Annotated in this window: 12 protein-coding genes; 5 read left to right on the top strand and 7 right to left on the bottom strand. The window is 46.5% G+C overall.

Annotated elements, in window-relative coordinates; genetic code table 11:
- A partial coding sequence (locus tag AACQ21_RS00065) for a PLP-dependent cysteine synthase family protein (protein ID WP_105976343.1) occupies nt 1-767 on the top strand: 767 nt, incomplete at its 5' end.
- Between the two features lie 57 nt (nt 768-824).
- Here the strand turns inward: AACQ21_RS00065 and AACQ21_RS00070 are convergent.
- The gene (locus tag AACQ21_RS00070) at nt 825-1,694 is read right to left on the bottom strand and encodes a Tim44 domain-containing protein (RefSeq protein ID WP_017048570.1); all 870 of its coding nucleotides are present in this window, start codon (nt 1,692-1,694) and stop codon (nt 825-827) included.
- Nucleotides 1,695-1,872: 178 nt separating this feature from the next.
- Here AACQ21_RS00070 and AACQ21_RS00075 point away from each other — a divergent pair, with 178 nt between their 5' ends.
- The 4 genes from AACQ21_RS00075 (at nt 1,873) to AACQ21_RS00090 (ending at nt 5,563) form a co-directional block, all read left to right on the top strand.
- Nucleotides 1,873-2,469 (top strand): TetR/AcrR family transcriptional regulator, encoded by a 597-nt coding sequence (locus AACQ21_RS00075; protein WP_017048569.1) that lies wholly within the window; start codon nt 1,873-1,875, stop codon nt 2,467-2,469.
- Between the two features lie 9 nt (nt 2,470-2,478).
- On the top strand, nt 2,479-4,350 hold the full coding sequence (locus AACQ21_RS00080; protein WP_105976344.1) for an MFS transporter: 1,872 nt from the start codon (nt 2,479-2,481) through the stop codon (nt 4,348-4,350).
- Nucleotides 4,351-4,448: 98 nt separating this feature from the next.
- Nucleotides 4,449-4,847: a thiol-disulfide oxidoreductase DCC family protein gene (locus AACQ21_RS00085; RefSeq protein WP_017045280.1), complete on the top strand. Its 399-nt coding sequence runs from the start codon at nt 4,449-4,451 to the stop codon at nt 4,845-4,847.
- Between the two features lie 5 nt (nt 4,848-4,852).
- Nucleotides 4,853-5,563, top strand: a complete 711-nt coding sequence (locus tag AACQ21_RS00090) for an SDR family NAD(P)-dependent oxidoreductase (RefSeq protein WP_094128939.1) — start codon at nt 4,853-4,855, stop codon at nt 5,561-5,563.
- On the opposite strand, the gene menE is transcribed toward AACQ21_RS00090, so the two are convergent.
- From menE to AACQ21_RS00120, 6 genes are all read right to left on the bottom strand, one after another.
- On the bottom strand, nt 5,510-7,018 hold the full coding sequence (gene menE, locus AACQ21_RS00095) for an o-succinylbenzoate--CoA ligase (protein ID WP_105976345.1): 1,509 nt from the start codon (nt 7,016-7,018) through the stop codon (nt 5,510-5,512). The genes AACQ21_RS00090 and menE overlap by 54 nt on opposite strands.
- The gene (menC, locus tag AACQ21_RS00100; protein ID WP_017048564.1) at nt 7,009-8,007 is read right to left on the bottom strand and encodes an o-succinylbenzoate synthase; all 999 of its coding nucleotides are present in this window, start codon (nt 8,005-8,007) and stop codon (nt 7,009-7,011) included. The genes menE and menC overlap by 10 nt, the downstream gene beginning before the upstream one ends.
- Before the next feature lie 93 nt (nt 8,008-8,100).
- A complete protein-coding gene (menB, locus tag AACQ21_RS00105; RefSeq protein ID WP_026027256.1) occupies nt 8,101-8,967 on the bottom strand; it encodes a 1,4-dihydroxy-2-naphthoyl-CoA synthase in 867 nt (288 codons plus the stop codon).
- Nucleotides 8,968-9,012: 45 nt separating this feature from the next.
- The gene (menH, locus tag AACQ21_RS00110; protein WP_105976346.1) at nt 9,013-9,801 is read right to left on the bottom strand and encodes a 2-succinyl-6-hydroxy-2,4-cyclohexadiene-1-carboxylate synthase; all 789 of its coding nucleotides are present in this window, start codon (nt 9,799-9,801) and stop codon (nt 9,013-9,015) included.
- Entirely contained in the window at nt 9,791-11,506 is a 1,716-nt protein-coding gene (menD, locus tag AACQ21_RS00115) for a 2-succinyl-5-enolpyruvyl-6-hydroxy-3-cyclohexene-1-carboxylic-acid synthase (protein ID WP_105976347.1), read from the bottom strand. Before menD ends, menH begins: the two co-directional genes overlap by 11 nt.
- On the bottom strand, nt 11,503-12,810 hold the full coding sequence (locus AACQ21_RS00120; RefSeq protein WP_013856429.1) for an isochorismate synthase: 1,308 nt from the start codon (nt 12,808-12,810) through the stop codon (nt 11,503-11,505). The genes menD and AACQ21_RS00120 overlap by 4 nt, the downstream gene beginning before the upstream one ends.
- Nucleotides 12,811-12,951 lie beyond the last annotated feature (141 nt).

Consider the following 12,951-nt stretch of genomic DNA (forward strand, 5'->3'; position numbering starts at 1 on the left):
TTGCTGTAATGCCCAAATGTACTGCACGAAAAAAAATTGAGCAGATTGAGCTTTATGGCGGCCAAGCGCATTTAGTCGATCGCTCTGATCAAATTTATGCCGAATCACACCGCTTAGCCAAAGAACTGAATGGCCATTATATGGACCAGTTCACTTATGCTGAACGTGCGACCGACTGGCGTGGTAATAGCAATATTGCCGACAGTATCTTTAACCAAATGCAAATGGAAGATCACCCCGTTCCGACATGGATTGTAATGAGCCCGGGCACAGGCGGAACCTCAGCAACTATAGGCCGCTTTATTCGCTACCAAAAACACAATACCAAACTGTGCGTCGTCGACCCTGAAAACTCGGTATTTCATGATTATTTCAAAAGCCGAGACCCAAGCTTAACCTTGCAGTGTGGTAGCAAAATTGAAGGAATTGGTCGTCCACGAGTTGAACCAAGTTTTATTCCCGGCGTAGTCGATGAAATGCGTACCGTTGCGGATGCCGCCAGTGTCGCTACGATCTATTGGTTGGAAAAACTACTCGGCCGCAAAGCAGGCCCTTCTACCGGAACCAATCTTTATGGGGTTTTGCAAATTGCCAGTGAGATGAAACAACGAGGTGAAACAGGCTCCATCGTGACGCTGTTATGCGACAGCGGCGAACGTTATTTAGATACCTATTACTGTGCCGATTGGGTGAAAAACAATATTGGTGATTTAACACCTTATCTTTCAAAATTAGAAGCCTTTGAAACAACGGCTAAATTAGCTTAGTGACCTAGCAAAACGCCCAAGACAAGCTTGGGCGTTTTGGATCCATCGTGAAAAGTCTTAGCCTTGAATGCCAACAATCAACCAAGGTGCATTAGGTACGGTTAAATCACGCTCTAAATGCCACACATCATTAATATCTTCTTCAATGCCTTCCACGGAATCGCGGTAGCGGCCAGTAAACTGCAAACTCAACTGCGCTTTACTTGCATCGTAATCGGCGCGAACGACTTCAGCGTCTACGTACATCACATCTGTGTGCTGTTCACCGTTTAGCTTTGCGCGCTCTTGTTTTAAATCTTCAAACAAGCTCGCCGATACATATTCTTCAACAGTTTCAAGTTGGTTATGGTTCCAAGCACCTTGCAAAATACGGTAGTGTTCGCGCGCACCATTAATGAAAGCTACCTTATCAAAACCGGCTGGATAGTTATGTGGGATATCGCTGTGTGCATTCGCTCCAAAACCACCCGTGGCTTGAGGCTGTTGTTCAAAATTGTGCACGTTCGGCTGTTCAAACTCCGTTCGGTTATTCACGCCACCAAACGCAGGCTGCTGCCGATTCATGCTACCCTGCTTCGCACCAAGCATACCGCGCATCAGTTTAAAGAGCACAAAAGCAATCAGGCCGAAGATCAGAATATCCATAAATTGAATACCCTCAAACGCGCCGCCAAAGAAAGCCGCTAGTAGACCACCAGCGAGTAAACCACCCAGTAATCCGCCCATCAGACCTTTTTTGGTCGAACCAGCTTTACCTGCTTGATCTTGCTTAATGGTGTCATTTTTTTGAGTCTGCTGTTTGGGAGCTGGAGCCGTTTTATAGCTTTTACCAAACGATTTACCACCGCCAAATTTCTTTGCTTCTGCTATCGGTGTGATCGCAACAGCAACCATCAGCAATGCTACAAGGGAAAAAAAACGTTTCATGTTTTTCCTTAGGGTTATAATTATTGAGGCTTACTCATCATAACCACTTCGGATAGACAAGAAAACCGTTGCTTCTCGCAGACATGTATCAGAATATTGCAAATTAACCGTCCATAAGTTGACGCTTATACACCACCCCACTAGAATATCGAACGTTGTTCATAATTGATACGTAACCATGGCCAGACGAAACGATCACACCCGAGAAGAACTGATTGCATTGACACTCAAGACCGCGAAGCATTTTCTTCAAAATCACACTTATCACGAGCTCAGCCTGCGTAAAATCGCAACCATGATTGGCTACGTACCTAGCACTTTGGTCAATGTCTTCGGCAGTTACAATCTTTTATTGTTGCATGTGGTCGCTCAAACCTTGGATGAACTCTCTTCACAAGCGAAAAAAGTGGTGGGAAAGTGTAGCGATCCAAAAGAAGCGTTGTATAAATTGGCCTATTGCTACCACGATTTTGCTCAGTTGCACCCCAATCGCTGGCAACTTATTTTTGAACATAATATGAATGGTGAACGACTTCCCCAGTGGCAAGCAGAGCGCATCGACAACATGACCGCCATGCTTGAAGGTTTATTGACCATCCTTGCTCCACAACACTCGCAACAAGAAGTGCTGCAAGCAAGCCGAGTCCTGTGGTCTGGCGTACATGGTATTACCTTATTAAGCGTAGATGATAAATTTTTCGCCGCCGAACCCATCGATGGGAAAGAGCTGATTGAAAACCTACTCTCAAACTATCTTAATCACTGGGCGCGATAAGGACCATCAATGAGTCAATCTCAATCTTCATTGCTGACTCAGCAACGATTTCTTCCGTATTTCATCACCCAGTTTTTTGGCGCATTTAACGATAACATCTTTAAAAATGTCTTGCTGCTATTGGTCGCGTTTGCTGGAGCGAACGTGTTACCGGTTTCCAGTAATTTATTTATTAACCTTGCCGCAGGGCTATTCATTCTTCCTTTTTTCCTTTTTTCTGCCTCTGCTGGTGTGCTTGCTGACAAGTACGAAAAATCCGCTTTCATTCGTAAAGTGAAATTGGCTGAAATTGGCATCATGTGTCTTGGCGCGATCGGTTTTATGACCGAGAGTTACGCCATTTTACTGTTATTACTGTTTTTGATGGGGACACAATCGGCCTTTTTTGGCCCAGTCAAATACGCTTTATTGCCGCAACAACTCAAGCCAAATGAATTGGTTCCGGGTAATGCGTTAGTGGAAACAGGCACATTTTTAGCGATTTTATTAGGCACATTGGGGGCTGGGCTCATTGCCTCGATGCCCTACACTAAATACGTGGCTGCTGGCGCAGTGGTGCTATTTGCGTTATTAGGCTATTTAGCCAGCCGTCATATTCCTAAAGCCCCTGCTTGCGCACCCGATCTCGTTTTTCGCTGGCAGCCCATTAAGCAAACCAAGCAGACCATTGCGATTGCCAAACAAGACCGTACTATTTTCCAATGCGTAATGGCGATCAGTTGGTTCTGGTTTTTAGGTGCCGCCTACTTAACTCAATTTCCAAATTTCACGCATCACTATTTATATGGCACAGAGAGCGCCGTTTCTTTTTTGCTAGCACTGTTTTCTGTTGGTATTGCCACTGGCTCATTGACCTGTGACAAATTATCGCATCATAGAATAGAGATCGGCATCGTGCCTATCGGCAGTTTTGGCATTACATTATTTGGCTATTTAATGGCAACCTCCGTACCAGAAAAACTGCCTCAATTTACTGATTTTTATCAATTTATCAGCTACCAATCACTATGGCCGATGTTTCTTTTCCTATTGTTGATTGGCGTCTGCGGTGGCATCTTCATTGTGCCTTTATATGCGCTAATGCAGCAGCGTGCTAAAGTCACTCAACGCGCACAAGTCATTGCCGCTTTAAATATCTACAACTCACTGTTTATGGTGGCGAGCGCACTATTAGGGATTGTCTGTTTGAGCTTTCTTGAGCTTACAATCCCTCAGTTCTTCATTATATTAGCTTTGCTTAATGGCTTTGTTGCACTCTATTTATGCTACCAAGTCCCGGTCTTCTTGGTGCGATTTCTAATGTGGATGCTGACGCATACCATGTATCGAGTCAGCCACAAAAATCTTCATCACTTACCTGAAAAGGGCGGAGCACTGCTGGTGTGCAATCATGTTAGCTATATGGATGCACTGTTGCTGAGCGCGGTTTGTCCTCGCTTAATTCGTTTTGTGATGGAAGAGGATTACGCCAATTTGCCGCCACTTCGTCGCTTTTTGAAACGTGCAGGCGTGATACCTATTTCCGCAACGCGTCGCGGTTCTATCCGCCAAGCCTTTAACGATGTAGAACAAGCATTGGCAGAAGGGCATATCGTCTGCATTTTCCCAGAGGGACGGTTAACCGCGGATGGCGAAATCAGTGATTTCATGCGCGGGATGGATATTATTTTAAAACGCAGCTCTGTGCCAGTCATCCCCATGGCATTGAAGGGATTGTGGGGAAGCTATTTTAGCCGTGCCAAAGGGCGCGCCTGCTGTGGGCTACCGACTCGTTTTTGGTCACATATAGAAATTGAAGCTGGCGAGCCCGTCCCCCCAAAAGAGGCAACAACACAAGTGATACAACAAAAAGTCGCCGAACTCAGGGGGGATTGGCGTTAGATTGGGATTGGGTGCAAACCAAACACTAGCTTGATCTTATACTGAAGAGTGAACGTACAAATATGTTATTAACAGGCTGTTAGGCTGATGACATACATATGAGTACCCCATCTTTAGTGATTTTTTTCGATGCGCAGTGTCCTTTATGCTGCAATGAAATGCGTTCATTAAAAACCTTCGATCACCATGGTCGGGTTCAGCTTATCGACATAAATGACGCCGATGCTATGCGTAGCTTTCCTTCTATCGACAAAAGCAAGGCGTTATCGATATTGCATGGCTTAGATCAACAAGGCAATCTGCTTTATGGGCTGGATGTGACCGTTCTAGCTTGGCGTTTAGTCAACAAACATCGCTGGTTATTCATCACGCGCTTGCCCATCCTAAAATGGATTAGCGACCAAATTTACCTCCTTTTTGCAAAACATCGCATGTCGATATCTCGCTGGTTTAGTCATGCTCAATGCCGTAATGGCGTTTGTAAAAACAGAGAGTGATAACAATGAAATACCTCATTATTGGCGCCTCAAGCATCATCGCCCAAGCTTTTATAAGGGAGCTCAAAGCGCAGACTTTAGCGCCAGAAATCGTTACCGTCTCAAGACAAAAATATCTCGCCCAATCCTCAAGCGAACATTTTCCAACCGACTACAGTATCGAATCAACGGCCTTGATTGCCAAAACATTGGCCGACATCGGGCATAAGTTCGATCAAATTGTGTTTTTTAATGGGCAACTACACAACGGCACCTATACACCGGAAAAGCGTATCTCAAGGTTTGACGAGTCTTACTTTCAATGGCTTTTACAATGTAACGTTTTGAGCCAAGTGCGTTGGTTCCAATATTTACCATCACTTATTGATCGTCAATCTTTTGCAAAAATTACGGTTTTTAGCGCGCGGATAGGTAGCTTAGAGGATAACCACAGTGGCGGCTGGTACAGCTATCGGATGAGTAAAGCGGCGCTAAATATGGCGACGAAAAGTTTTGCGATAGAGCTAGCTCGCACTCATCCCAACACACAAACTATTCTGTTTCATCCGGGAACCACCGACACCCCGCTTTCTAAACCATTTCAGCATAATGTGGCTAGCGATAAGCTCTTTGAACCGGAGTTTGTGGCTAAGCAACTTTATCAACTACAGCAAAAGGAAATGTTAGATAAGCCCGTCTGTTTTGTGGATTGGCAGCACCAGACCATCAAATGGTGATCGCTCATTGAGTGGTCGATAACGCAGCTGATGTTCGGTGAGCCATGTTTTTAAGGTCTTGCGCGATATTTTAATACCCGTTTCGCTCAAGTGATTTGGTATTAAAAAATAATCGATGGGATATTTAAATTTTTCAAGCCTGCCATTGAGCCACTGCTCTAACGCCTCTTTTTTAGGCATAGTTTGGCATTGCAACAAAGCAACGCTGCGCGCGCCAAACTCATCATCATGAACAGGGATCACCATCGCTAAAATAATATCGGGGTGGTGAGATAATACCGCTTCAATCTCTTCACAATGAATGTTTTCGCCTCCAGAGATGAATTGGTTATCAACGCGGCCAATAATGCACAGCTCATCATTCTGCCAGTAGCCAAGATCTTGGCTGTCGAACCATCCTTGTTCATCGATAAGAGGCGTGATTAAGCCTTGTTGGTAATAGCCACTGGATATGGTTTCACCGCCAATGAAAATGCGCTGGCCCTGTAGTTTCACTTGCCGTTTAGGTAGCACGTGGCCAACACTCTGGCTTGCGTTAACACGTTTTGCTGTGACCGTGGAAGCCGCTTCCGTCATGCCATAACCCACCCAAGTTTCAATGCCATGCTTTGCCGCCTGCTGGGCGAGATAGTTTGGGATATGGCCTCCGCCAAGCAGCACGTGCGTTAATGCGAGTGGTGTTTTACTGTCTAATAAACGCTTCAGTTGAGTAGCAACCAATGAAGCATGCGTGACATGAATTATATCTTGGGTGAGATCGCCGCTGCCGACTTTTAAGCAAGCACCAGCGACTAGCCAGCGATAAATAATGGCTAACCCAGACACATGATACATCGGTAAACTCAGCAGCCACGTATCATGGCAACGAAATGAAAATACCTCAAGTAAACCACTGGCTGACGACCAATGCTGCTGAAAAGTATGAATAACGGCTTTAGGAACCCCAGTAGAGCCAGAAGTAAAGATGATTGAGGCAAACTGTGTCTCAGCCTTGTTTACCATAGCGTTCGTAGGCGGCGAAACATGTTCATGAGTAACATGTTCATGAGTAAAAAGCTGGATGTTAGCCTCAGCGAGCAATGAAGTTAGCCCACTCTCCTCAAGCTTAGCTCCTTCACCTAACCATAACCAATGTGGTTGATTCTCTCCGTATAAGGTACTGAGTTTCTGTTTCAGCAGCATCACAGGTTGTGGCATGGTGATGGCGCAGATCACGCCAAGTTTTAACGACGCAAGGTAGATGAACACTAACTCAAGGCTGTTCTTACCCACTAACGTCAGCACATCTTGGTTCTGCAAACCTTGTTGCTGCATTGCAAAAGCATAAGCGTCAATACGGTTCGCTAACTGCTGCCAAGTGTAGGTTTGATTCGCCGTACGCAAGGCGATCGCGTGCGGCGTATACAAAGCATGTTGTTGCCACGGCTTTTGGCAAAAGAAAACGCCTACTCGCATTGAGATTGCCAAACCACCGTTTGCTGTGCGAGCGTTTGTATCGGCAATGCGCTGTTGGGCCATGCGCTTTCGAGTTGTGCTTTAAACAAACTAATCGTATCTAGCCCCGGAATTTCATTAGGCAGTTGCCACTGCGCAAAACGAGCTAATTGGCAAAGCCCTAAGCTCGATTCGATGCTAGAGCTAATAACGGCTTGAATGCCTAATGTTTTAGCTTTTTCAATCAAAGCGATACAGCGCTGTACCGACCCAATCAAGGTCGGTTTAATCACAATGGCTTTCGCTCCCGTCAGATCTTCTAGCTGAAAATCTGCACGGCGAACGGCTTGCTGTAAGGTTTCATCCCACGCAATCGCAATGCCCGTATTGATAGCGAAAGCCAAGCTGTCACTGGGAGATGGACACGGCTCTTCCAAAAACGCAATGCGTTGACGCAGCGAAGGAGAGACATATTGGGCAAATTTTTCAGCTTTAGCGGGTGTCCAAGCTTGGTTAGCATCAAGACGCAATTGCAAATCAGGCATGGATTCTAAAAACAGATTTACGATCATCCCATCGCGAATCGCTTCGTACAGCCCAACTTTAATCTTCGCAACTCTATGATCGCCCGGTAGCGCGTTCAGAAGCGGGATCAGTTCATCAGGGTCTCCCGAGCACAAAGGTGCTGCGTGATAGTGTCCGGCTTGAGGCAACCCACCATCCAGCTCTAACTCCGCCATCGACAAACCAAAGGCAACAGAAGGAAAAAGATCATCATAGGTAATAAGCTCACCACTAACCCAAAGCTGAAGCTGCGCTATTAACTGCTGCTGTGCTTGCTCAAGTGACTCTAAACTGAAACCGGGTAATGGGGCAACTTCACCCAACGCTGAACCGTGATCATCTTGTAATTCAATGATCAGACCTTCACGTTCTACCAGCTTCTGATTGCGGAGAATAACGCCGCTATCCATCGGTAAACAGTAGCGATACAGTGTTGCGCTGCGCATAATTTCAACCTTTTGTTCGATATTCGACTTTGTTCATTGAGACCACTAGCCCAAATCATCACGGAAAATGGATGATTTGAGCCGATTTTACGCTTAAGGATTACGAGGGAATTTATTGAAATCAGGGCGGCGTTTTTCATTGAAGGCATTGCGCCCTTCTTGCCCCTCTTCTGTCATATAGAACATCATGGTTGCGTTACCCGCCAGTTCTTGCAAACCTGCTTGGCCGTCACAATCTGCGTTGAGCGCTGCTTTCAAACAGCGCAGCGCCATAGGGCTATGCTGCAATACTTCACGACACCAGCGAACCGTCTCTTTTTCTAAATCAGCTACTGGCACAACCGTGTTGACCAGCCCCATGTCCAACGCTTCTTGAGCATCATAAAAACGGCAAAGGAACCAAATTTCACGCGCTTTTTTCTGCCCAACGATACGGGCCATGTAAGACGCACCCCATCCACCATCGAATGAACCCACTTTGGGCCCTGTTTGACCAAACTGGGCATTTTCTGCCGCTATAGTTAAATCGCACATCATATGCAGCACATGGCCACCACCGACAGCCCAACCAGCAACCGCCGCAATTACAGGTTTCGGACAGGTACGAATTTGGCGTTGGAAATCGAGCACATTGAGATGATGCGTACCGGACTCATCACGATAGCCGCCGTAGTCGCCACGAATTTTTTGATCGCCACCAGAGCAAAATGCCGCTTCACCAAGACCAGTTAGAATGATCACGCCAACTTGCTCATCATAACGCGCATCGGCCAGCGCACTGATCATCTCTTTAACCGTTTGTGGGCGAAAGGCATTACGCACCTGAGGGCGGGCAATCGTAATTTTGGCAATGCCATCTTGCGATTTGTGATAGTGAATATCTTCATATTCGGCGCTGCAGTCACTCCAGATGACTGGTGCGTACAATTCTTGTTCAGTAATACCGACTGTTTTAGCCATGGTGCTTTCCATTGTTCTATTAATTATTGTTTTTGAACCAACGCGTTAGCATTGGCTGATAAATTCTTGAATAAGATGAGCAAATACTTCAGGCTGCTCATAATGGACATTATGCCCTGCAGCCTGCACTTGGCGATATTCGAAGCCGCTTTGCTGTGCCAGATGAACAAACTTACTGTCCTTCTCCCCACAAATATAGACCATTGGCAATGCGACTTGCTCAAGTTGTGCGAGCAGATAAGGCTGCTTTGCCAATGAAGTCGAAAGTAGCATGTGAGCCACTGCCACCCCAAGATTAGCACTGCGTTGAGTGACTAAAGTTTGTCTTTGCTCATGATTTAATGAAGAAAAAACGGGTTGATGATACCAATCGACCAAAACTCGCTCAATCTGCTCAGTTTGGAAACGATGTGCCCAATGGTGATCATTTTTCAATCGTTGTTCACGTTCAAAAGAACTCTGCAAGCCGAAGTGGCCACCCTCAACGATCAAACCTTGAATATTCAACGCCGAAAAACGCTGCATCGCCACGCCATACATTGCCAGCCTTCCACCAAGTGAATAGCCCACCAATACGATAGGTGTTTTTTCGCCAAGCTGCTTAAGCACGGTTGCAGAAATGTGAGCGCAGCACTCATCAAAATCATCACATAAGAGAGACTGACTACCGCCATGACCGGGAAGATCAATCCATAATTGCGAGTATGGCGAAAGGAAAAGCGCCGTTTTCGACCAATCTCGCCCACTGCCTAGTAAACCATGTAGAAAAACCACCACAGGCTCGACCGACGTAGAACCTGTGGTGGTGCTGCAATAAAAACGACTACAAAGCATAGACTTGCTGGGTAAATTGTGTGATTTGCTCACCGGCTTGCCCAGACGGCGTGGTCACTTCAACCAATAAGGTGCCAGTACCCTGCTGTAAATGTTCACGGACCAAGCTTTGATAAGCAGATAAGGTTTGCGGACAAGCATAACCTAAACGAAACTGCCGTGCGGCGTGTTCAAATTGGTAGCCATGGGGCATTTGGTACAAGGCGGTTTTGTGCGTTTTGGGAACGGGTAATAGATCAAAAATAGCGCCACCATCATTATTCACCACCACCAGCACCAGAGGCGTGCTGACTTGGCTAAGCAGAGCTAGAGAATTCAGATCATACAGCAATGACGTGTCACCAATAAATACCAACATTGGATTATGATTGGCTCGCTGTACTCCTGCGGCGGTTGCCACTAAGCCATCAATGCCCGAAGCGCCTCGATTGGAGTAAACCGAACGTCCCTCAATTTGAGCAAACATATCGGCTAAACGGACGAACAAACTGTTGCCGATAAATAGGTCAGCCCCTTCGCTGCGCTCGGCCATATCGAGCGCTAAACCAATTTCTGTAATGGAAGAGTCACCGTTCAAATGCAATTTAGCCAATTGGGCAATCTCTTGCGCCACACTTTTTATCCGATCCGACCAACCCGCTTGCGCCGCACCTAAAGCCGTTAATTTACCAATATGCCGATCGACCCAGCACGCAATATCAGTGACAAACTGCTGTTGCATCAGATGGTTTTGATTATTACGTGCCATTTGGGGTGAGACATAAATATACTGCACGTTACCCGCGTGAGCATGGCTAGCTAGCCATTGAGTAAGCCGTTTTGAGACCAGCCGTGAACCGAATTGGATCACCACCTCACTTTCACTAAGCAGCTCACGTGCTCGCGCATTTTGCAACCATAAATCAAAATGCGCCCATTCGCTGCTCACGCCTGATTGTGGATCACATAAGACTGGCCAGCCAAGTTTGTTGGCAAAGTGCTTGGCCTTCTTCGCTTCAGCTAACGTCAACGAACCAAGAATCACCAGCCCTTTTTTACTCAGCCATGCACCATCATCTAACGTTTTGGTTTCGGTTTGGTACTGGCGAGAGCTGAATGCTTGCTCACGCTGACGCCACGCTTCAATCACAGCCAAATAGTCCGCGTAGAGATCTACATCATGTTCGGCATAAAGTGGTTCGGGAAAGGGACAGTTAATATGTATTGCACCACCCATATAATCTTGGTTAGCCATAGCCTCATCCACTGTGGTTAACAACCAAGTCAATGGAATAGTCGTCGATGGACTGGGTAGATTCACCGCCTGCGTGACATGTGATGAGTAAATACCTAGTTGATTGATTGCTTGATTCGCACCGCATCCCACGAGCTCAACGGGCCGGTCAGCCGTGAGTACAACGAGTTTTTCACCCGTGAGGTGTGACTCAGCAATCGCTGGCAGTAAATTAGCCGCCGCCGTGCCAGAAGTGACAATCACCGCAACTGGCTTTTGGCTCGCCTTAGCAAGACCTAAAGCAAGAAAGCCCAGCCCACGCTCATCAAAGTGAGTATGGATTGAGAGCTTGTGATTGGCGGCCGCCTCTAAGGTCAAAGGTGTCGAGCGTGAACCTGGTGCAATACAGATCTCTTGCACCCCAAGTCGAGTAAGCTCCTCAAGTAGCGTTTGGCTCCAAATTCGGTTCAGCACTGCTTGGTCATGCTTCATGACGCCACTCCTAGAGGAAAATGGTCGCTGATCAAACTCAGTAAGGTTGCCATTTTTTTGTCTAACTCTTGCCATTCATGCTCAGCAACTGAACCTGGAACAATGCCAGCTCCGGCAAACAGTTGGACCTGATTGTCCACCAGCAAAGCGCTGCGAATCGCCACACAAAACTCCGCTTGTTGATGGCTAAAATAACCGACTGAGCCGGCATACCAACCACGTGCAAAAGGCTCATTAGCCTGAATAAAATCCATCGCCGCTTTACGCGGCAGGCCAGCCACGGCCGCGGTCGGTTGTAACGCGTTCAGCAGTTGTACACCATTCACACCCTTTTTCAACTGCGCATGGATACCCCGTTTTAAATGTTGCACTTTGCGCAAACGCACTAAACGGACGTCCTGTTCAACATCAACCCTTTCAGAATGAGGCGTTAACCGTTCAATAATGTCATCCACTACATATTGATTTTCATTAAGATTTTTACTGTCTTGAGTAAGCCAATGAGATAACTCCATGTCTTGGCTCGCATTTTCTCCCCGACCTATAGTTCCCGCCAGCGCTTCGGTATACAAAGTCTGCCCTTGACGAGCGTACAAACGCTCAGGTGTCGACCCCATAAAGCTGTGTTTTTGATCAAATGCTAATAAAAAATGAAAACTGTGATGATTGTGCGCCGCACTTGCCTTAAGCAACTGCGCCGCGCTTAACGGCTTATCTAAACTGAGTGTCGTTTGCCGCGCGAGCACCACTTTCTTAAACGCTTGATGATCAATTCCCTCAAGCACTTGATTGACCAACTGCTGCCACTTCACCTCATTAGGTTGATGGGTGACCTGTTTTATATGTGACGTCATACCACGTAACGGACTAACTTCAAGTTGCAGTTTATGCAGTGCGACCAAGGTTCGTTGGCGTTCAGCGGTAATATTCGCCGCCAATGACCACTGACCATCACAGCAAATCAGCTCAATTTGCGGTAAAAAGAAGAATGAGGATAGACAACGGCGATTTTTGTCCGTATGCCCATCAAAAGAACGTCCACCCCAAACTCGCTGCTCCTGACCAAGAATAGCGTAGGCAGGTTCAGCCTCAGAAAAAGTATACAGCTGACCTAATGCCACTACTTCTTCGCGCGTATCGCGTGACTGCCAATAAAATTTAGGGAAAATGGGTTGCGCTTCAAGCCAATCAATTGGCGCGAAAGGGGGAGCTTCTTGCAGTATTTGTACAAAACGAACGTCATCATCCTTCGCGTCGTTTATTTGCTCGATTAACCGAGCAATAGCTTGATGAAAATGCGACAAATCGACCTCGAAAACATTGAGACACGGGCTCTACTGACGGCTACTCTATTTAGAGAGGGAAACGAAATCAAGGTTACGAGTTATCTTTTGCAGATTCCTGTGATAACGGGCATCTTCATCTGTATCCTAAAAGCGTACAGT

This window comes from Vibrio sp. V01_P9A10T6 (assembly GCF_963877065.1).
In the GTDB taxonomy this organism is placed as follows: Bacteria; Pseudomonadota; Gammaproteobacteria; order Enterobacterales; family Vibrionaceae; genus Vibrio; species Vibrio anguillarum.